Source organism: Sphingobium naphthae (assembly GCF_043589935.1).
GTDB classification, from domain to species: Bacteria; Pseudomonadota; Alphaproteobacteria; order Sphingomonadales; family Sphingomonadaceae; genus Sphingobium; species Sphingobium naphthae_A.
The window spans coordinates 952,912-972,627 of the sequence record NZ_CP171454.1 but is presented as its reverse complement, the minus strand read 5'-3'; the positions used below and the strand labels follow the sequence as shown (position 1 = coordinate 972,627).

General features: G+C 67.7%; 15 protein-coding genes. 9 read left to right on the top strand and 6 right to left on the bottom strand.

Annotation, left to right across the window (positions count from 1 at the left end; translation table 11 throughout):
• The first annotated feature begins 46 nt into the window (after positions 1-46).
• Genes ACGGKE_RS04765 through ACGGKE_RS04745 form a run of 5 tightly spaced genes read left to right on the top strand, consistent with a single transcriptional unit; the run spans position 47 to position 5,733 of the window.
• Complete coding sequence (locus tag ACGGKE_RS04765) at positions 47-784, top strand: class I SAM-dependent methyltransferase (protein ID WP_394440504.1); 738 nt, start codon at positions 47-49, stop codon at positions 782-784.
• Positions 781-2,103, top strand: coding sequence for a hypothetical protein (locus tag ACGGKE_RS04760; protein ID WP_394440502.1), 1,323 nt, complete (start codon positions 781-783; stop codon positions 2,101-2,103). The genes ACGGKE_RS04765 and ACGGKE_RS04760 overlap by 4 nt, the downstream gene beginning before the upstream one ends.
• Positions 2,100-3,245, top strand: coding sequence for a glycosyltransferase family 4 protein (locus tag ACGGKE_RS04755; RefSeq protein WP_394440500.1), 1,146 nt, complete (start codon positions 2,100-2,102; stop codon positions 3,243-3,245). The genes ACGGKE_RS04760 and ACGGKE_RS04755 overlap by 4 nt, the downstream gene beginning before the upstream one ends.
• A complete protein-coding gene (locus ACGGKE_RS04750; protein WP_394440498.1) occupies positions 3,242-3,988 on the top strand; it encodes an FkbM family methyltransferase in 747 nt (248 codons plus the stop codon). The genes ACGGKE_RS04755 and ACGGKE_RS04750 overlap by 4 nt, the downstream gene beginning before the upstream one ends.
• A gap of 2 nt (positions 3,989-3,990) precedes the next feature.
• Positions 3,991-5,733, top strand: a complete 1,743-nt coding sequence (locus tag ACGGKE_RS04745; RefSeq protein ID WP_394440496.1) for an MFS transporter — start codon at positions 3,991-3,993, stop codon at positions 5,731-5,733.
• Between the two features lie 15 nt (positions 5,734-5,748).
• Here ACGGKE_RS04745 and ACGGKE_RS04740 read toward each other — a convergent pair whose 3' ends face one another.
• Together ACGGKE_RS04740 and ACGGKE_RS04735 are read right to left on the bottom strand one after the other, a co-directional pair.
• Positions 5,749-7,467 carry an amidohydrolase family protein gene (locus ACGGKE_RS04740; protein ID WP_394440494.1) on the bottom strand — a complete coding sequence of 573 codons (1,719 nt, stop codon included), beginning with the start codon at positions 7,465-7,467 and terminating at the stop codon, positions 5,749-5,751.
• Complete coding sequence (locus ACGGKE_RS04735; RefSeq protein WP_394440492.1) at positions 7,464-8,333, bottom strand: NAD(P)-dependent oxidoreductase; 870 nt, start codon at positions 8,331-8,333, stop codon at positions 7,464-7,466. Before ACGGKE_RS04735 ends, ACGGKE_RS04740 begins: the two co-directional genes overlap by 4 nt.
• A 98-nt stretch (positions 8,334-8,431) precedes the next feature.
• On the opposite strand from ACGGKE_RS04735, the gene ACGGKE_RS04730 reads away from it, so the two are divergent.
• The 3 genes from ACGGKE_RS04730 to ACGGKE_RS04720 all read left to right on the top strand — a co-directional run bounded on the left by ACGGKE_RS04730 (position 8,432) and on the right by ACGGKE_RS04720 (position 13,226).
• Complete coding sequence (locus tag ACGGKE_RS04730) at positions 8,432-9,679, top strand: threonine ammonia-lyase (protein WP_228166659.1); 1,248 nt, start codon at positions 8,432-8,434, stop codon at positions 9,677-9,679.
• A gap of 114 nt (positions 9,680-9,793) precedes the next feature.
• Positions 9,794-10,612, top strand: a complete 819-nt coding sequence (locus ACGGKE_RS04725; protein ID WP_394440489.1) for an arginyltransferase — start codon at positions 9,794-9,796, stop codon at positions 10,610-10,612.
• 115 nt (positions 10,613-10,727) lie between these two features.
• Positions 10,728-13,226 carry a putative bifunctional diguanylate cyclase/phosphodiesterase gene (locus ACGGKE_RS04720; RefSeq protein WP_394440487.1) on the top strand — a complete coding sequence of 833 codons (2,499 nt, stop codon included), beginning with the start codon at positions 10,728-10,730 and terminating at the stop codon, positions 13,224-13,226.
• Positions 13,227-13,240: 14 nt separating this feature from the next.
• Here the strand turns inward: ACGGKE_RS04720 and ACGGKE_RS04715 are convergent, their stop codons facing one another.
• Positions 13,241-14,383: an aspartyl/asparaginyl beta-hydroxylase domain-containing protein gene (locus ACGGKE_RS04715; RefSeq protein WP_394440485.1), complete on the bottom strand. Its 1,143-nt coding sequence runs from the start codon at positions 14,381-14,383 to the stop codon at positions 13,241-13,243.
• Between the two features lie 41 nt (positions 14,384-14,424).
• Positions 14,425-15,621, bottom strand: coding sequence for an MFS transporter (locus tag ACGGKE_RS04710; RefSeq protein ID WP_394440483.1), 1,197 nt, complete (start codon positions 15,619-15,621; stop codon positions 14,425-14,427).
• A gap of 172 nt (positions 15,622-15,793) precedes the next feature.
• Here ACGGKE_RS04710 and ACGGKE_RS04705 point away from each other — a divergent pair, with 172 nt between their 5' ends.
• On the top strand, positions 15,794-16,678 hold the full coding sequence (locus ACGGKE_RS04705) for an EamA family transporter (RefSeq protein ID WP_394440481.1): 885 nt from the start codon (positions 15,794-15,796) through the stop codon (positions 16,676-16,678).
• On the opposite strand, the gene ACGGKE_RS04700 is transcribed toward ACGGKE_RS04705, so the two are convergent.
• Both ACGGKE_RS04700 and ACGGKE_RS04695 read right to left on the bottom strand, forming a co-directional pair.
• On the bottom strand, positions 16,675-17,394 hold the full coding sequence (locus ACGGKE_RS04700; RefSeq protein ID WP_394441731.1) for a L,D-transpeptidase family protein: 720 nt from the start codon (positions 17,392-17,394) through the stop codon (positions 16,675-16,677). The two genes, ACGGKE_RS04705 and ACGGKE_RS04700, sit on opposite strands and share 4 nt — an antisense overlap.
• Before the next feature lie 40 nt (positions 17,395-17,434).
• Positions 17,435-19,708: an NADP-dependent malic enzyme gene (locus ACGGKE_RS04695; RefSeq protein WP_394440479.1), complete on the bottom strand. Its 2,274-nt coding sequence runs from the start codon at positions 19,706-19,708 to the stop codon at positions 17,435-17,437.
• Positions 19,709-19,716 lie beyond the last annotated feature (8 nt).

Sequence of the window (19,716 nt, the reverse complement as noted above, 5' to 3'; positions counted from 1 at the left end):
GGGCGATATAGTATAGGCGCTTGCCAGACCCCATGCGGAGAATGACGTGATTACTGTCCAGCGGGTGGCTAAGGCCGCCGGCAAGCATCTGACCCGGACGACGCTGATAGTGCGCAAGGCGCTGGGCGCGCGCGCGTCGCGCGGCTGCCCGGCCTGCGGCAAGACGGTGGTGGGTTTCTTCCGCTATGGCGACAATGGGGAATGGGGCTGCCCGGAATGCGGCGCATCCCCGCGCGAGCGGCTGATGAACTGGCTGATCGGCGAAGGCCGCCTGACCGTGCCGGCGCAGGGCACGATCCTGCACATGGCGCCCAATGAGGACAGCCTGGTCCGCCGCTTTTCCGTCGCGGCCGACTATGTGCCGGCCGATCTCGATCCCGCGCGCTACACCGTTCCCGGCATGCGGCGCGTCGATCTGATGGAACTGGCCGACGTCGATCGCTACGATCTGTTCTACGCCAGCCATGTGATGGAGCATGTGCCCGACGACGCGGCGGTGCTGCGCAACATCCTGCGCGCTCTCAAGCCGGGCGGCGAAGCCTGGCTGATCGTCCCGCTCTGGGACAAGCCGACCGAGGATGGCAGCTTCGCCATGCCCCCGCGCGAGCGCGAGCGGCGCTTTGGCCAATGGGATCATGTGCGGCAATATGGCCCGGATTTCGCCGATCGCATCCGCGCCGCCGGCTTCGACCTGGAAGAGATCGACGCCGCCGCCGTCGATCCCGACCTGCGCCATTTCTATGCGCTCGACGACCGGCTGTTCAGGGCGCGCAAGCCCGCATGAACCGTCTCGCGCGGATGGAGGGCAGCGCCCGCATCCTTGCCCTCGTCAAGCTGGCCAATGTCGGGCTGGTGCTGATCTGGGGCTTTGCCGTCACCTTCGTGTTCGTGCGCATCCTGCCGATCGCCGAGTTTCAGGCCTTCCTGCTGCTCGTCGCCTTCGGCAACTTCACCGTCTCGGCCGAATTCGGCCTCACCAGCATCATCTATGCGCGGCTGCGGCGGCACTGGCTGGGGCAGGATGCGGGGGGCATGGGCAGGAAGGCGGTCGCGGCGGATGGCGGGTTCCGGCTGGAGGAAATGGGGGTGCTCTTCCTCTTCCTCGCGCTGCTGGTCGCGGGCGGCGCGCTGATCCTGCTGCTGGCGCTTGGGCTGGGCTGGCTGGAAACGGGGATGCCCTTGCTCTTCCTGCTCTTCTTCCTGTCCGCCTGCCTCAACCTGCCGGCCTTGCTCGCCAAGCGGGCGCTGGCGGCGGTCGACGGCAATTTCCTGTGGGAAATGCTGGATTGCGCCCGGCGCGTGGCGACCATCGGGCTGCTGCTCGCCATCCTCGCGGGCCTTGATCCCCGCCTGTCGGTCGCGCTGCAACTGGCGGTCAGCATGGCGGTGATCGGCTTTGCCATCGGCCATGTGCATCGACGCCTCGGGATGCGCCGGCGGCACTGGCTGGCGGTGCGGGTCGGCGGTGGCCATGTCCGCGCGCACTATCTGCGCGACATCGGCGCGTCGGCGGCTTTCACCCTGTCCGACATCATCGCCTATAACGCGCCCTATTTCACGATCGCCGCCGCGACGTCCGATCCGCGGCCGATGCTGGTGTTCGACTTCTTCTTCAAGATGGCGCGCGCTTTGTCGATGCTGGTGCGCGCGCTGGTGGAGGCCGCCCTGCCGCGCATCACCCGCGCCTATCATGCCGGCGACCGGCAGAGGATGCGGCAGTTGCTCGCGCGCGCGCTGGGCGCGGCGATGCTGTTCGCGCTGCTGCTGGGCGGCGTGCTGCTGGTCGCGGGCGACCGGCTGTTCGCCATCCTGTTCGACGGCCGGGCCGCGATCGACCGGGCGGACATCGGCCTCATCCTGCTGGCGCTCGCCGCGCTGACGATCCTTAGCGTGTCGGTCTATGTCCAGGCGGCGCTCGGTCGCTTCACCCATTTGCTGGCGCGATCGCTGCCGTTCCTCCTGGGATCGCTGGCCAGTGCGCCGCTGGCGCTGCTGCTCTGGCCCGGTCGCTTCGACCTCGCCTTCCTTGCGCTGTACGCGCTCACCCTGCTCGGCGTCGCCATGCTGCACCTGGGCTCGCTCAAGCGGCTGGCGCGCGCATGAAGGTTGCGATGGTCGATCCTTCGCTCTTCACTGGGCGCTATGACGACAGCCTGTGCGCGGCGCTGGCGGATCAGGGCGCGCAAGTGACGCTGCTCGGCCGCCCGATGCGCGCCACGGATGCGATCGTGCCGCAGGGCTATCGCTACAGCCCGCATTTCTTCCGCCGAAGCGAAGCGCTGCGCGATCGGCTGGGGGAAGGGCGCGCCTTTCGCCTGGCCAAGGCGGCGGACCATGCGATCGCCTGCGCTCTGGGCGACCTGCGCCCGCTGGCCACGGCCGACATCGTCCATGTCCAGTGGCTGCCGCTCGCGCCCGCCGACCAGCTGATGCTGAAGCGGCTGGCGGGGCGCGTCGCCCTGGTCCACACCGTCCATAATGCCGACGCCTACCATGCCGATGCGGGCCTTCAGGGGCGCGGCTATCGCGCGCTGCTCGATCGCTTCGACGCGCTGCTGGTCCATGGCGACACCACGCACGACGCGCTGGTGGGGCAGGGGGTCGACCCCGCCCGCATCCACCGCACGCCCCATCCGCCCATGCGCCTTGCCCCGGCGAGCGCGACCGATCTTGCGGCCGTCCCGCCGCCGGTGGTGCCGCGCCTGCTCTTCTTCGGCACGATCCGCCCCTATAAGGGCGTCGACCTGCTGGTCGACGCGTGCATCGCCCTGTGGCGCGCCGGCCATCGCTTCGAACTGGCGATCGCAGGCAAGCCATTCATGAATGTCGCGCCGATGGTCGACGCGGTCGCGCGGGCGGGCTTCGCCGACCGGCTGGTCACCGATTTCGGCTTCCTGACCGAAGGCCGGCTCGACGCGCATATGGCGTGCGCGGACATTCTGGTCTTCCCGTATCGCCATATCGATTCGAGCGGCGCCTTCCTCTCTGCGCTGCATCATGGCAAGCCCATGGTCACGTCCGACGCGGGCATGTTCGGGCAATTGCCCGACGGCGTGGCGGTGCGCGCGCCGGCCGGAAATGCCCCGGCGCTGGCCCAAGCCCTCTTGCCGCTGATCGAAAGCGCGGCCATCAGGCGGGATCAGGGGGCGCGGGCGCGCGCCTATGGGGAAGATATGGGATCCTGGCGGGATATGGCGACACGGACGATCGACATCTACAAGGCGCTGCTGGCGGCGCGCGCATGAACCGCTATCTGCGCGAACTTGGCGACCGTGCGCTGGCGTTGCGCCTGGCGGCGGCCGGCCGCGTCCACCAATATCCCGAGGTGCAGGCGCTGCGCCGTTTCCTTGCGGCCTTCGCGGTCGACTGCCTGTTCGACGTGGGCGCCAATCGCGGCCAATATGCGACGATGGCGCGCCGCGATGCGGGCTACAAGGGGCTGATCCTCTCCTTTGAGCCCAATCCCGACATCTTCGCGCCTCTGGCCAGGCGCGCCGCCGGCGATCCGCGCTGGCACGTCTTCAACATGGCCCTGTCCGATTTCGACGGCGCGGCCAGCTTCAACATCATGGCTGCCGACCAGTTCAGTTCGCTCAAACGCCCCTCCGGCGCGCAGGACGCCATCTTTGCCGATCGCAACAAGGTGACGAAGACGGTCGACATGCAGTGTCGTCGGCTCGACACGCTGCTGCCCGAACTGGTGGCGCGGCATGGCTTTGCCCGGCCCTTCCTCAAGATGGATACGCAGGGCCACGACCTGTCGGTGTGCGAAGGGGCGGGGGATGCGATCGGCCGGATGCTGGGCGTCCAGACCGAATTGGGCGTCCGCCCCATCTATGAAGGCGGCGCGGGCTATCGCGCGATGATCGACTGGCTGGACGCGCGCGATTTTGCGCCCTCCGCTTTCTTCGCCAATAACAAGGGCCATTTCCCGCTGCTGGTCGAAATGGACGGCATCTTCGTCAATCGGGCGCTGGTCCGGGATTGAAGATGGGCACCGGCTCGCCCCAGATGGATGCGCGTCGCCTGTTCCTGCTGGGCGCGCTCGGCCTGGCCTTCTGGCTCTACGCCACCTTCCTCTGGCACGTCACCTACCGGCACGGGGTCAGTCTGGCCGTCATCCTGCTGCTGGACCAGGATCTGCCCGCGCTGCTCGGCGCGCTCGCGCTGATGGCGCTGGCGGCGCCCTGGGCGGAAGGGAAGGGCTTCCATCTGCCGCCTCCGACCGCGCGCATCGTCGTGCCGCTGGTCGTGCTGCTTGGGCTTGTCGCCTGGGCCGGCCACTATGCCCTCTTCCAGGATTATGCGATCAGCCGGGACGAGGAAGTCGCTCGCTTCGCCGCCGCCTATATGCGCGAAGGGCTGTTCGCGCGGCCGATCCCGATCGAATGGGAGCCCTATCGCCGGGCGATCATGCCCGAATTTTTCTCGCCCTTCGGCGCGGCCGATTACTGGACCGCCGCCTATCTGCCGGTGAACAGCGCGATCCAGGCGCTGTTCTGGCAGCTGGGCGACCCCAATTTGGCCGGGCCCGTGCTGCTGGTGACAGGGCTTCTCGCGCTCTGGCGCATCGCGCTGCGGCTGATGCCGGACCGTCCCGATGCCGTCTGGGTGACGCTGCTGCTTGGCCTGTCGTCGAGCCAGCTGTGGGTCACGGCAATGACGCCCTATGCCATGACCGGCCATTTCGCGCTCAACCTCGTCTGGCTGGCGCTGGTGCTGCGCGGCGGCTGGCTGGGTCATGGCGCGGCGGGGCTGGTGGCGCTGATCGCGGCGGGCCTGCATCAATGGCATTTCCCGCCGCTGTTCATCGCCCCCTTCATCCTCTGGATGCTGCTGGCGCGGCGCTGGGGCGCGGCCGCCTTCCACGCGCTGACGCTGGTCGCGATCGTCATCGTCTGGGCCAAGCTCTGGCCCGGCTTCCTGCTCCATGCGCTGGGCGCGCCGGCGGATGTGCGGCCCTCGGCGGGCGTCGCGGACAAGATCGGCAGCCTGTTCGAACGGCTCGGCGATCGCTGGCAGCCGCTGGTCAATCTCAGCCGCTATATCGCCTGGAACAATGTCCTGATGGTGCCGCTCGCTGCACTAGGCGTCGCCGCGATGCGCTGGCGCACGATGCTGCGCGGGCGTGAGATCGCGCTGCCGCTCGCGCTGGGCTGCATCGCGGGCTGCGGGCTGGCGCTGGCGCAGGGCTATGGCTGGGGGTTCCGCTACGCCCATGGCTTCATCGGTCCCTTCTGCCTGCTGGCCGGGCTTGGCTGGGCGCGCTTCCGCCCGCAGGGAGCGATGCGGCCGCTGTTCATCGGCCTGCTGATCACGATCCTGTCGAGCGGTTTCCTCGTCTGGCGCACCTATGAATTCGTCGCGCCCTACGCCGCCAGCCATCGCCTGATCGATTCGAGCGAGGCGGACGTGGTGCTGGTCGACCCGCGCGGCGGCCTCTACGTCACCGATCTGGTGCGCGGCCGCAATGGCGTGCCGGGGCGGCCGATGGTCATGAACCTTGGCATGCTGACGCTCGACCAGGTGGACGAACTGTGCCGCAACTATGTCGTGCAACTGTTCGAGCGCGCCGATTTCCGCCCGCTGGGCGTGCCGCTCGCGCGCTGGAATCTGGGTCGCATGGACGTGCTGCGCGCACATATGAAGGAAGCGGGCTGCGACAAGCCGATTCAGCCGCCGCTGCCCGAGACCCTCGACGACGCCTTCAACGCCGCCGACAACGCGATGTGAGCGCGGGGAAGGGGCCTATTGCCCCTTCACATAGACGCGCTTGCCCCCGATCCAGGTTTCCAGCACCTGCGTCGCCCGTATGTCGGCCGGCTGCGCGCTGGAAATGTCGCGGTCGATCAGCAGGAAATCGGCGCGCTGGCCAGGAATGAGGCTGCCGAACTTCTTTTCGGCAAAGCCCGCATAGGCCGCCTGCCGCGTAAAGCCGTCCAGCGCCGCCTGAAAGCTCACGCGCTGCTGCGGCATCCACCCGCCGACAGGCTCGCCCTGGGCGTCCTGCCGGGTCATCGCTACGGCGATGCCGGGGAAGGGATTGGCGCTTTCGACCGGCACATCGGAGCCGAAGGCGAGCGGCACGCGATTGTCGAGCATCGCCTTCCACGCATAGGCGCCCTGCAGCCGCGCTTCGCCCATGCGCGCCATCGCCATGCGCCAGTCCGACGCCAGATGCACCGGCTGCATCGATGCGACCACGCCCAGCCGGCCGAAGCGCGGCAGGTCGGCCGGATCCACGATCTGCGCATGTTCGATGCGCCAGCGCCGGTCGCCCTTGTAGGTGTCGCCCAGTTCCTCGACCGCATCGAGTATCTCGCCATTGGCGGCGTCGCCGATGGCGTGGACGGCGACCTGGAAATTGTCCATCGCCGCGCGGCTCATGATGTTGCGCAGCGGCGTGCCGGGGATCATGTTGAGCCCGCGCTGGCCCGGCGCATCGGCATAGTCGGCCTTCAGCCACGCCCCGCGCGAACCCAGCGCGCCGTCCAGCAGCAGCTTGATCCCGCCCATGCGCAGATGGTCGTCATACAGCCAGGGCGTGGGCTCGGGGCCGGCAATCAGCACCATATTGTCGAGCCCCGCGGCATAGGACATGATCCGCACGCGCAGCGCGCCGCGATCGGCCGATCGGCGGAAGGCCTGCCAATCCTCGATGCTGGTGCCCATGTCGGCGATGCCGGTGATGCCCATCGACAGCAACGCGCGCTGCGCCTTTTCCAGCGCCAGGTCGCGATCCTTGGGCGCGGGCGGCGGCACCACCTTCTGCACCAGGTCCATCGCCTTGTCGACGAAGACGCCTGCCGGCTTGCTGCCCGCCATCTCGATCCGGCCGCCCGCCGGCGCCTTGGTCGCTGCGGTCACGCCCGCCGCGCGGATGGCCGCGCTGTTGGCCCAGCCGGCATGGCCGTCGATCCGCTCCAGCCAGACCGGAATGTCGCCGACCGCCGCGTCCAGCTCGGCCGCCGTGGGGAAGCGGCCAAGCCCCCATTGCTCCTGGTTCCAGCCCGTGCCGATGATCCATTTGCGGCCCGGATTGGCGGCGACATAGGCGCGAATCTTCTCCTGCGCCTGCGCCAGCGACCTCGTGTCGGACAGGTCCAGCGTAATCAGCGAGAGGCCCAGGCCCATGACATGGCCGTGCGCGTCGATCAGGCCGGGGATCAGCGTCTTCCCGCCCGCATCCAGCTTGAACGCCAGGCCCTTGGGCGGCTCGGGCCAGGGTTCGCCCTTCTTGCGCTTCTTGGGCCGTTTATATTCCGGTTCCTTGTAGCGGCCCTGGATCAGCTTCTCGACCTTGCCGTCATCGTCGATCAGCAGCGCGCCGAAATGCACGATGGCGCCATTGGCATCGAGCGCGATGCCGTTCACATTGTCGATGACGCCCGCGGCCAGCGCGGGCAGGGGGCACAGGGCGAGCGCCATCGCGGCGCCGGCCAGCGCGCTCGAAACGTAATTCTTCATGCTCGGGTCAGTCTCCGCACCAATGCGCTCGTGTCCTGCCGATGGCCGCCCATGGCCTGCACGTCGGCATAGAATTGATCGATCATGGCCGTCACCGGCAGGGTCGCGCCATTGGCCCGCGCCTCTTCCAGCGCAAGGCCCAGGTCCTTGCGCATCCAGTCGACGGCAAAGCCGAAATCGAATTCGTCACGCGCCATCGTTCCCCAATAACGGTCCATCTGCCAGCTTTGCGCCGCGCCGCCCGAAATCGCCTCGAACACCGCGTCCAGGTCCAGTTCGGCCGCCTGGGCGAAGCGCAGTGCCTCGGACAGGCCCTGGATAACGCCGGCGATGCAGATCTGGTTCACCATCTTGGCGGTCTGGCCCGCGCCCGCGCCGCCGACGTGGACGATGCGCGCGGCATAGGCCTGCATCACGATCCGCGCCGCCGCCACCGCCGGCTCGCTGCCCCCGCACATGATCGACAGGCGGCCGTCCTGCGCGCCCGAATGGCCGCCTGTGACTGGCGCGTCGACGCTGTGAATGCCCCGGCTTTCGCCTTCGACGAACAGTTGCCGGGCGATGCGCGCGGACACGGTCGTATGGTCGATGAACAGGCCGCCCGGCTGCATCAACCGGAACGCGCCTTCGCGGCCCAGCGCGACCTGCGCCAGATCATCGTCGGTGCCCACGCAACTGATCACGATCTCGGCGTCCTCGGCCGCCTTGGCCGCGCTGATCGCCACCTGCCCGCCATAGGCTTCGGCCCAGCTCTTCGCCTTGCCGATCGACCGGTTGTAGACAGTCAGCTCATGACCGGCCTTCGCCAGATGTCCCGCCATCGGACCACCCATGGTCCCCAGCCCGATAAACGCGATCCTAGCCATCCAGCCTCTTAGATTTGCGCATGCTTGTCCCTGCCATAGGGCCAGTGTCGGGACAGTTCCAGTTTCTTCACCGGCAATTTTCGTCTAGGGCGCAGGGCATGAACACGCTCGCCAAGATCGAAAGCGCCCTGCCGCTGCCCGTCACCGTCGATGACATACTTGCCGCCCGCACCCGCATTGCCGGGTCGATCGTCAAGACGCCGACGCTGATCAGCCAGACGCTGTCCGACATGCTGGGCTGCAAAGTCTATCTGAAGTTCGAAAATCTCCAGTTCACCGCCGCCTACAAGGAACGCGGCGCGCTCAACCGCCTGCTGCAACTGGATGACGCGTCCAAGGCAAAGGGCGTGATCGCCGCGTCGGCCGGCAATCATGCGCAGGGCCTCGCTTATCATGGCAAGCGGCTGGGCGTGCCCGTCACCATCGTCATGCCGACCACGACCCCGATCGTGAAGGTGACGCAAACGCGCGGCCATGGCGCCACCGTCGTGCAATTTGGCGAGAAGTTCGACGACGCCTATGCCCATGCCCGCAAGCTGGAGGTGGAGCAGGGGCTGACCTTCGTCCACCCCTTCGACGAGCCCGACATCATCGCCGGCCAGGGCACGGTCGCGCTCGAAATGCTGGAGGATGCGCCGGAAATCGACACGCTGGTCATCCCGATCGGCGGCGGCGGCCTGTTTTCGGGCATGGCGACGGCGGCGCGCGCGATGAAGCCGGACATCCGCCTGGTCGGCGTCCAGGCCGAACTTTATCCGTCCATGTATGACTTCATCAAGGGCGCGACGCTCGCCTGCGACGGCGACACGCTGGCCGAAGGCATTGCGGTCAAGCAGCCGGGCGATGTCACGCGTCGCTTCGTCGAGCGGCTGGCCGACGATGTGATGCTGGTCAGCGAACGGCGGCTGGAGGAATCGCTCAGCCTGCTGCTTCAGATCGAAAAGACCGTGGTCGAAGGGGCGGGCGCGGCGGGCCTCGCTGCGCTGCTCACCCATCGCGAGCAATTTGCCGGCCGCAAGATCGGGCTGGTGCTGACCGGCGGCAATATAGACACCCGGCTGCTCGCCAATGTGCTGCTGCGCGACCTGGCGCGGTCGGGCCGTCTGGCGCGGCTGCGCATCATCCTGCAGGACCGCCCCGGCGCGCTGTTCCATGTCGCGCGCATCTTCGACCAGGAAGCGGTCAACATCCTTGAGTTGTCGCACCAGCGCATCTTCACCAACCTGCCGGCCAAGGGGCTCAGCCTCGATGTCGAATGCGAAACGCGCGATCGCGACCATCTCCAGGGGCTGCTCGCGGCGCTGCGCGAAGCTGGCTATGAGGTCGCGCCGATCGAGGTCGCATAATGGGACGGCTTGCCCCCGCATTTTGATAGTAAATGAACTTTTCTTGCGCGTGCGGGGACGGCATAGTCGGCGCATGACGCACGGGCATGGCAGCGCAGCATCGGGGGGAGGAGCGTGACCGCGCCTTTCCGCTTTCCGCGTTTCTTCGTGACCAATCCCAGTCCCTGCCCCTATCTTCCGGGCAGGAGTGAGCGCAAGGTCTTCACCGAACTGAGCGGCGACAACGCGTCGGAACTCAACGACGCGCTCGGCCGCATCGGCTTTCGCCGCAGCCAGAATGTCGCCTATCGGCCAAGCTGCACCGACTGTACCGCCTGCGTGTCGGTGCGCGTGGTGACGCAGCAGTTCCAGCCCAACGCCACCCAGCGCAAGCTGCTGCGCCGGAACGAGGATTTGGTGATCAGCGCCTGCAAGCCCTGGTCGACCGAGGAGCAGTTCGCGTTGCTGCAACGCTATCTCAACGCCCGGCACGCGGGCGGCGGCATGACCGAAATGGATGAGATGGATTTTGCCGACATGGTCGAACAGACCCCGGTCGACACGCAGATCGTCGAATATCGCGAACCCGGCGTCGACGGGCGCGTCGGCAAGCTGGTCGGCGCTTGCCTGACCGACCGCCAGGGCGACGGCCTGTCGATGATCTACAGCTTCTTCGACACGCAGCTGCCGCATCGGCCGGGCCTCGGCAACTTCATCATCATGGACCATATCCTGCGCGCGGCGGCGGCGGGCCTGCCCTATGTCTATCTCGGCTACTGGGTGAAGGGGTCGGCGCGGATGCAGTATAAGGTCCGCTATCAGCCGCTCGAGAAACTCGGCCGCGATGGCTGGACTCGCTTCGATCCGGTCGAGGGGGACGCCGCGCTGAGCGAAGCTCCCGCTTCGTCCTCCTCGCCCCGACAGGTCGAACTAGCGACGATCCTGCGGAAATGACGGCGATTGTCACATAGGTTGCATCGAAATCGCAGCTGCGGTGTCTAAAATCTTTAACCTTTTGCTCTAACGCTCTTCCCAATGAAGAAGGATTTTGTACCCAGGGAGAGGCGCGGTGGACCGGTTCGCTGACCGCCGCTTCTACGATGGATGGCGTCTGATAACGCACGATCCCCTGGCTGATGCTCGCAACGAAACCCTCCCGGCTGCGGCGTTCGACGATGTTGCACCCAGTCTCTACCGCTGGATTGCCGACGGCCGGGGGCGGCTGCTGCTCTGGCGCCGTGTGGCCGGACCCGATCTGCTGCGCCTGGGCGCAGGAGCGCAGGGCCTGTCCTGGCGCGGCGCGCTCGACCGCATGGACCGCCGCAAGCTGATCGAGGCGGCGGCGCAGGACGCGCCCGCGCCGCAGACGGTCCGGCTTGAGCTGGCGGAGGGGGAGCGGCGCCGCTGGCGCATCCGCATGCGCCGGACAAGAGCAGCCGATGGCGCGACGTTATTCGTCGGCACGGCTGAGGATGTCGAGGAGGCTCAGCAGGCGCTCGACGCCGCAGTCGCGGAAAGCCGCGAGGATTATCGCTGGTCCGTCGCTCTCAGTCCGCAGGTGCCATGGACTGCATCGCCGGACGGCCTGATTGAACAAGCAGGCCCGCTTTTTACCGCCCTGACCGGGCTGCAATATGAAGATGTGCTTGGCGTTGGCTGGGCACAGGCCATGCATGACGAGGATGCCCCCCGTGTGATGGCGCGTTGGGCCGACTGTCTGGCAAGTGGCGCGCCCTTGGACATCCAGTATCGCATTCGCCTGCGGGAAGACGATTATCGCTGGATGCGCGCGCGGGCGGCGGCGCGCCGAGATGAAGACGGGCGCGTGGTGCGCTGGTATGGCACGCTGGAAGATGTCCATGACCGCCATGAAACCGAGCGGGAACTGGCGGAAAGCGAGGAGCGGTTCCGACTGGCGGTCCAGTCGGCGCGGCTGGGCATCTGGGATTTCGATACCGCGAGCGGCAAGCGCAGCTGGTCGGCCGAACTGCGCGCCATGCTGGGTGTGTCGCCGGACGTCGAACCCACGGCGGAGCTGGCGCTCTCCCTCGTCCATCCCGACGATCGCGACCGGCTGCGGGTGGTGCTGGAAGGCGTCGCCACGGGCGCGGTGCCTCCGCATTTCGAGGATATGCTGCGCATCCATCGTGCGAACGACGGGGCGCTGCGCTGGATCAGGAGTACGGGCTGGACCATGCGCTGCGACGCGGACCGCTCGACCCGTATCGTCGTCACCTTCTTTGACGTGACCGAGGAACAGCTGAGCGAGGAGCGGATTCGCTGGGCGGCGACGCATGACGCGATGACCCGCCTGCCCAATCGCGCGCTGTGGCAGGAAAAGCTGGATGCCATGGCGGAAGCCGCCAAGGTTTCGGGCGAAAGCTTCGCGCTGCTGCTGCTCGACATCGACGATCTCAAGCGCACCAATGATTCGCTTGGTCATGACGCCGGTGACGCCCTGCTGCGCGCCTTCGCCAAGCGGCTGGCCGCCGCTGCGCCACCCGATGCGGTGATCGGCCGTCTGGGCGGGGATGAATTCGGGCTCATTTCGCCGGCCTTGGGCAGCGCGGCGGAACTGGAGGCATGGGGCAGCGCCCTGATCGAGGATCTGCGCCGCCCGCATGTGCATGAAGGACGGTCGCTCGACTGCGGCGTCAGCATGGGCGCGGCGCTGTTCGGCGGCGATGCCGGCGACCAGGGCGATGAATTGTTCAAGGCGGCGGACCTGGCGCTCTACGCCTCCAAGTCGGCGGGACGCGGGCGGTTGACGCTGTTCCATTCCAGTCTGCGGTGCGAGGCGCAGCAACGCAGCTCCATGATCCGCATGGCCCGCCAAGTGATCGCCGACGACTTGCTGATGCCCTATTATCAGCCCAAGGTGGACCTGCGCACGCGCCGGGTCACGGGCTATGAGGCGTTGCTGCGCTGGTGCCATCCGCGCCTGGGCGTCCAGTCGCCCGCCAGCATCGTCGCGGCTTTCGATCATGGAGAGATCGCCGTCGCCCTGACGCGCAAGATGCTGGATGCGGTGCTGCGCGATCTGGTGCGCTGGCTCGATGCCGGGCGTGATCCCGGCAGCGTCGCGATAAACGCGTCAGCCGCCGATTTCACCCATTCGGGCTTCGCTGACTCCGTGCTCGAACGGCTGGTCGCCGCCGGCGTGCCCACGCGCCACCTGGAAATCGAGGTGACGGAAACGGTGTTCCTGGGCCGAGGCGCGGATCAGGTCGCCACCGCGCTGCGCTGCTTCGCGCAGGAAGGCGTCCGCGTGGCGCTCGACGATTTCGGCACCGGCTACGCGTCGCTCAGCCATCTCAAACATTATCCCGTCGACGTGCTCAAGATCGACCGCAGCTTCGTCAGCAATATGGACCAGGACGCCGGGGACGCCGCGATCGTCGACGCCATCGTCAAGCTCGGCGCCAGCTTCGGCATGGAAGTGGTCGCCGAAGGCGTCGAGACGGAGGGGCAGGCCCAATTGCTGCTCGCCCATGGCTGCCCCATCGGCCAGGGCTTCCACCTGGGCCGCCCGCAGCCCTTCGACGTGATCACCCAACAGATGCGCTGAGCGATCGTGGCTCCTCAGCCGCCGGTATCGACCTGCGCCGGGCCGAAATGGTCGATCGCCTGAAATAACTGCGTAAGCGCCATGCGCTCCTCCGGGGAGATTTCGGGCCGCCAGATTTCGAACAACAGCACCACGCGCGTTTCCGCGCTGCGGTTCCAGGCTTCATGCTCGATACTGTCGTCGAACAGCAGCATCTCGCCCTTGCGCCATTCCCGCGTTTCCGCGCCCACGCGCAGGGCGCAGCCCTCCGGCGTCAGCAGCGGCAAGTGGCAGATGAGGCGGGTGTTGAGCAGCCCATGATGCGGCTGGATGTGCGTGCCGGGTTCCAGCAGCGACCATAGCGCCACGGGGGATCGCCCTTCGATGATGGGCATCGGGGCCTGCGCCAGCGCCGCCATCACCGCCGGGCAGCGCGCCGCATTCTCCGCAACCGGGGCGCCATTCTGCCAGAAATACAGCGCGCTCCATCGCGCATCGTCGCGCAAGGGATTATTGGGCGCGGGACGCAGCGGCGACGCTTGGACATAGGGGGCGAAGGCTGCCTCCTCCTGCGCGCGCACCGCCTCCAGTTCCGCGACGATCGCGTCTGTCATATCCTCGACCGCCGGCACCCAGTCGAACTCCGACCGTTCGCAGAAAGCGCGCTGCGGCAGTTCCGGAAAATAGAACATGCTCGGCTGCTGCAGGAACAGCGTCCGCTTGCCCAGCATCAGGTCGGTCGCCAACTGGACGCGGGGCAGGGGCGGCAGGTCGCTCATCGCAGCGGTCAGATGATCCTCGAAACTGCGGCTCGACTGGGCGATGCTGGCCTGCGCCTGTTGCAGCAGCGGCTGAAGCTGCGGCGGCGCGCCCGTCGCGGCCGCCTGCGCCAGTGCGGAGCGAAACCAGCTGGTGGCGCCGCGCGCATCACCCCGGCGCTGCGCATTCTGCCCCATGGCGAGCAGCGCGGGCAGGTTGCGGATGTCGCTGTCCAAGATCCGGCGCAGCGCCGCTGCCTCGCCGTCCAGATCGCCGCTGCGATTGCAGGCCTGGGCCAGCAGCATCGCCGGGGGATCCCGCATGTCGCGCAGCGTCGCCAGCGCCCCCGCCGCATCGCCTCGCCGCAGCGCCGCCATGGCCGCATCGGCCAATATCGTTTCCCGGTTATCATCCCCCATTGCGCCAGCTTATCGAGCGCGCGGCTAATGCGGAAGCGGCTTTATTCGGCGGCTGCTGCGATAACCGGGGCGGCGCGTCGCTCCAGGTCGATGGCGATCAGGAACACCGCCAGGCCGCCCAGCGAAAGCGCCGCGCCGATCCAGCCGGTCGATACCAGCCCATGGCCCGCCGCGATCGACAGGCCGCCGAGCCAGGGGCCGACCGCATTGGCGACGTTGAAGGCGCTGTGGTGCAGCGCCGCCGCCAGCGTCTGGGCATCGCCCGCCACGTCCATCAGCCGCGCCTGCAACGGCGTGCCCAGCCCGCCGCCCAGGCCGATCATGAAGATGACGAGGCCCAGCGTCCAGACATTGCCCGCCAGCAGTGGGAACAACGCCAGCGACGCGGCGCTCCACAGCATGATGCCAATGACCGTGCGGTTCAGCGCCCGATCCGCTGCCCATGCCGACGCGAGATTGCCCAGCGTCATGCCGACGCCGAAAATGGCCAGGATCAGCGGCACATAGGCTTCGGACACATGCGTCACCTCGATCATGGTTGACGCGACATAGGTGTAGACGGCGAAGAGCCCGCCAAAGCCGATCGCCCCGGTCAGCAGTGTTAGCCATACTTGCGGGCGCTGCAGCGCGGTCAATTCGCGCATCGGGCTGGCCTTGGGGTCGCCGCCGTCGCGCGGGGCATGGATAGCGACCAGCGTCACAGTGGCGAGCGCCAGCACGGCGACCACGCCAAAGCCCCAGCGCCAGCCGAGCGCCTGGCCCATCCAGTTCGCCACCGGCACGCCGATGATCGTGGCGACGGTCAGGCCGGCAAACATGCGCGCGATCGCCTGCGCCCGCTTTTCGATCGGCACCAGGCTCGCCGCCACCAAAGCGGCGACCCCGAAATAGGCGCCATGAGGTACGCCGGACAGGAACCGGAACAGCAGCATCCAGTGATAGCTGGGCGACAGCGCCGACAGGCCGTTGGCCAGCGCGAACATCGCCATCAGGCCGATCAGCAGCGTGCGCCGCGGCAAGCGCGCGCCGAACGCGGCGATGACCGGCGCGCCGGCGACCACGCCCAGCGCATAGGCGCTGATCGCATGGCCCGCCGTCGGCGCGTCGATCCCCAGATCGCGCGCGAAGAAAGGCAGCAGGCTCATCGCCGCGAATTCGGTCGTGCCGATCGCGAAGGCGCCGACCGACAGCGCGAAGAGGACAAGCGCGGGATGCGCCTGATGAGGGTGAGCGCTCATCGCGGGCTCCATGTTGCATAGCAATATGCGGAAGCTCCGCAGATGGGCGCGATGACAGCGCTGGTCAATCCCGCATTCGTATGACTTTGTTGCATCTGCCGCTGCGGCCGATGCAATCGCCGGCCGACAAGGGGCATGGCGCGCCGCCTGCGATGCTCTATAGCCGCCACCCATGGGCAGGCACGAACAGCACGCGCGCGGGACGATGATTGGGACGGGCGCGGTGCTGCTCTCGCTCCTGTCGATGAACCTCGGCGCCGCCTTTGCCAAGACGCTCTTTCCGCTGGTCGGGGCGCCGGGCGTCGCAGCGCTGCGCATTCTGCTGGCGGCGCTGCTCCTCCTGTTCTTCCGCCGGCCTTGGCGGCGCAGGGTGCCACCGGCGCTGCGCTGGCCGCTGCTTGGCTATGGCGCGACGCTCGCGCTCATGAACCTGCTGATCTATCAGGCTTTCGCGCGCATACCGCTCGGCACCGCGATCGCCATCGAAGTCACCGGGCCGCTCGCCATCGTGCTGTTCGGCTCGCGCCGCCCGCGCGATTTCCTGTGGCTCGCGGCGGCCATCGCGGGGCTGTTGCTGCTGCTGCCGATCCGGCCCGACGCCCGGCTCGATCCGCTGGGCGTCGCCTTTGCCTGCGGCGCGGCGATCTGCTGGGCGCTCTATATTGTGGCGGGCAAGCGGGTCTCGGCCGGGATCGGCGGCGACGCCGTGGCCTGGGGCATGCTGGTCGCCGCCATCCTCATCAGCCCGGCCGCGGTCGGGCCGGTCGGCGCCGCGCTCCATGCGCCGCATCTTCTACTTGTCGCCTTCGCCGTCGCTTTCCTGTCGAGCGCCTTGCCCTATTCGCTGGAGATGGAAGCGATGCGGCGCTTGCCCGCGCCGGTCTTCGGCCTGCTGCTCAGTTCCGCGCCCGCGATCGGCGCGCTGGCGGGCTTCGTGGTGCTGGGCGAGCGGCTGAGCGCCATCCAGTGGCTGGCGATCCTCAGCATCATGGTCGCCTCGGCTGGCAGCGCCCTCACCGTCGCGCACCGGCCCCGGATCGAGGACGCCCCGCTTTAGGCGCCGACCTGCGCCTTGCCGACGTTCAGCATCTTGCCATTGGTAATGACGACGATGTCGCCCAGCTTGGTCACGCCGAACAATTTCTTGGCGAACGCGGTGGGCACGCCGATGCAGCCATGCGTGCCGCGGCCATATTCGACATCGCTGCCATGGATGAACACGCCGTCGCTGGTCAGCCTCTGCGCATAGGGCATGGGCGCGTCATACAGGTTCGACACATGGTCGGCGTCCTTCTGCGTGATCGGGAAAGCGCCCAGCGGGCTCGGCTTGTCGGTCGCGCCATACAGGATCACGGCCGCGCCAATCTCATATCCGGCGCGAAAGACGGACAGCGTCTCGGCCTTGAGGTCGATGGTGATGATGACCGGCCCGCTCGCCGGCGCGCCCTTTTCGTCCCAGACATAGTGGCCATGGCGGAACGGGCCGTCGATCGCGAGCACGCGCTTCACCGTCAATGCCCGCGGGTCGATCGCCATCGGCTGGTCGCTGCGCCGCTCGGCGGGCTTGGTCGGGGCCGCGCTGGCCGGGGCAGAGGCTGGAGCGGGGGCAGGCGCGGCCGCCGTGTCGACCTGCGGATCGCTCGCCGCTGCTGCGTCGCGCTCGGCCGGCCACTCCAGCACATGCATGGCGGCCCACGCGCCGCCGCCCAGGGCTAGGCCGATCGCCAGCTTGGGACCGATGCTTTTCGCCAGTGCCTTGATCAACGCTGCCATCATCATGCCTCCTGTCGGGGCGCAGGATAGGGCGGAAAGGTTAAGCGACGCCTTCCCGCGCCACCTCGGCCGCCGCGATCGCCGTCAGGTTGAGGATGCCGCGCGATGTGACGCCGGGCGTCAGCACATGAATGGGCTTGGACAGGCCCATCAGCATCGGGCCCACCGTCGGCGAGCTGGACGATGCCGACAGGGCGGTCAGCGTGATGTTGGCCGCATCCAGATTGGGCATGACCAGCAAATTGGCCGACCCTTCGAACCGGGAATCGGGGATCAGCCGCTCGCGCAGCGCCTGGCTGAGCGCCGCATCCGCATGCATTTCGCCATCGACCGCCAGATGGGGCGCCATGTCGCGCACCATCTTGTAGGCGCGGCGCATCTTGCGCGCGCTGTCGGTATGCGACGATCCGAAATTGGAATGGGACAGCAGGGCGACGCGCGGCTTCAGGCCGAAATGCGCGATCTCCGCCGCCGCCGCGATCGTCATTTCCGCGATCTGGTCGGTGGTGGGATCGGGCACCATATGGGTGTCGGTGATGAACAGCGCGCCTGCGTCCAGGATCAGACCGGACAGCGCATAGACGCGGCTGTGGCTCGGTACCCGGTCGATGATGCGCAGCACATGTTCGACCTGCCCCCAATATTCGGACCGGCCGCCCACCAGCGCGGCATCGACGCGCCCGGTGCGCAGCAGCATGGCGGCGGTGACGGTCGGGCGGCGATAGACATGGCGCAAAATCTCGTCGGCCGGCACGCCCTTGCGCGCGGCAACGGCGCGATAGGCCTCGACCAGTTCGCCCATCACCAGATGGTCGGTTTCCGGATCGACGATCTCGACATCGCGGTCCAGGTCGAAGCTCAGCCCCAGTTCGGGCAGCTTCTGTTCCAGGATGCGGCGACGGCCGACGATGGTCGGGCGGACGATCCCTTCGTCCAGCGCGTCGCGGATGGCGCGGAGCACGCGGTCATCCTCGCCCTCGCCATAGGCGATGCGCGTGCCGCTGCCGCGCGCGGCTTCGAACACCGGCAGCATCAACTGCCCCGACCGGGTATTCTGGTGTGTCAGGCTGCGCTTATACTCCTCGAGGTTCAGCGTCTTCTTCGCGACGCCGCTGTCCATCGCTGCCTTGGCGACGGCCACGGCGATCTCGCCGATCAGGCGCGGGTCGAAGGGCGTCGGGATGATATAGTCCGCGCCGAACACCAGCTTGCGGCCGCCATAGGCCTGCGCCACGCTGTCATGGGCGGGCATGCGGGCGAGGGCCGCGATGGCGTCGGCGGCGGCGACCTTCATCGCCTCGTTGATCTGCGTCGCCCCGACGTCCAGCGCGCCGCGGAAGATATAGGGGAAGCACAGGACATTGTTGACCTGGTTGGGATAGTCCGACCGGCCGGTGGCGATGATTGCGTCCGGCCGCACCTCGCGTGCGGCTTCCGGGCGGATTTCCGGCTCGGGATTGGCGAGCGCGAAGATCAGCGGATTGGGCGCCATCAGCGGCAGCCATTCGGGCTTCAGCACGCCCGGCGCCGACAGTCCCAGGAACAGGTTCGCGCCCGGCAGCACGTCGGGCAGGGTGCGCGCATTGGTGGAGCGGGCATAGCGCGCCATGTTCGGCAACATGCCCTCTCGCCCGGCATGGATGACGCCATCCTTGTCGGTCATGGTGACATTTTCGATCGGCAGGCCCATCGACACCAGCAGGTCGACGCAGGCCAGCGCCGCCGCGCCAGCGCCCGACGTCACCAGCTTCGCATCGGCCAGCGTCTTGCCCTGCAGCACCAGCGCGTTGCGCACGGCGGCCGCGACGACGATGGCGGTGCCATGCTGGTCGTCATGAAAGACCGGAATGTTCATCCGCTCCTTCAACCGGCGCTCGATCTCGAAACATTCGGGCGCCTTGATGTCTTCCAGGTTAATGCCGCCGAAGGTCGGCTCCAGCAGCGCGACGGCCTCCACAAAGGCGTCGGTGTCGGTGGTGTCGACCTCGATGTCGAACACGTCGATGTCGGCGAATTTCTTGAAGAGGACGGCCTTGCCCTCCATCACCGGCTTGGACGCGAGCGCGCCGATCGATCCCAGGCCCAGCACCGCCGTGCCGTTGGAGATGACCGCGACCAGATTGCCGCGCGCGGTATAGTCCATCGCCTTGTCGGGATCGGCGGCGATCTCGACGCAGGGCGCGGCGACGCCGGGCGAATAGGCCAGCGCCAGGTCGCGCTGGTTTACCATGCGCTTGGTCGGCTCGATGCGGAGCTTGCCGGGTTGCGGATAGCGGTGATAGTCGAGGGCTGCGCGGCGGGTATTGTCGTCCATGGGCGCGG

What these genes read in the sequence shown, in the direction of transcription:
- ACGGKE_RS04755 (WP_394440500.1), top strand. Translation starts at nt 2,100, where the DNA reads ATGAAGGTTGCGATGGTCGATCCTTCGCTCTTCACTGGGCGCTATGAC.
- ACGGKE_RS04700 (WP_394441731.1), bottom strand. Translation starts at nt 17,394, where the DNA reads ATGGCAGCGTTGATCAAGGCACTGGCGAAAAGCATCGGTCCCAAGCTG.
- ACGGKE_RS04750 (WP_394440498.1), top strand. Translation starts at nt 3,242, where the DNA reads ATGAACCGCTATCTGCGCGAACTTGGCGACCGTGCGCTGGCGTTGCGC.
- ACGGKE_RS04695 (WP_394440479.1), bottom strand. Translation starts at nt 19,708, where the DNA reads ATGGACGACAATACCCGCCGCGCAGCCCTCGACTATCACCGCTATCCG.
- ACGGKE_RS04705 (WP_394440481.1), top strand. Translation starts at nt 15,794, where the DNA reads ATGGGCAGGCACGAACAGCACGCGCGCGGGACGATGATTGGGACGGGC.
- ACGGKE_RS04730 (WP_228166659.1), top strand. Translation starts at nt 8,432, where the DNA reads ATGAACACGCTCGCCAAGATCGAAAGCGCCCTGCCGCTGCCCGTCACC.
- ACGGKE_RS04745 (WP_394440496.1), top strand. Translation starts at nt 3,991, where the DNA reads ATGGGCACCGGCTCGCCCCAGATGGATGCGCGTCGCCTGTTCCTGCTG.
- ACGGKE_RS04715 (WP_394440485.1), bottom strand. Translation starts at nt 14,383, where the DNA reads ATGGGGGATGATAACCGGGAAACGATATTGGCCGATGCGGCCATGGCG.
- ACGGKE_RS04760 (WP_394440502.1), top strand. Translation starts at nt 781, where the DNA reads ATGAACCGTCTCGCGCGGATGGAGGGCAGCGCCCGCATCCTTGCCCTC.
- ACGGKE_RS04740 (WP_394440494.1), bottom strand. Translation starts at nt 7,467, where the DNA reads ATGAAGAATTACGTTTCGAGCGCGCTGGCCGGCGCCGCGATGGCGCTC.
- ACGGKE_RS04735 (WP_394440492.1), bottom strand. Translation starts at nt 8,333, where the DNA reads ATGGCTAGGATCGCGTTTATCGGGCTGGGGACCATGGGTGGTCCGATG.
- ACGGKE_RS04710 (WP_394440483.1), bottom strand. Translation starts at nt 15,621, where the DNA reads ATGAGCGCTCACCCTCATCAGGCGCATCCCGCGCTTGTCCTCTTCGCG.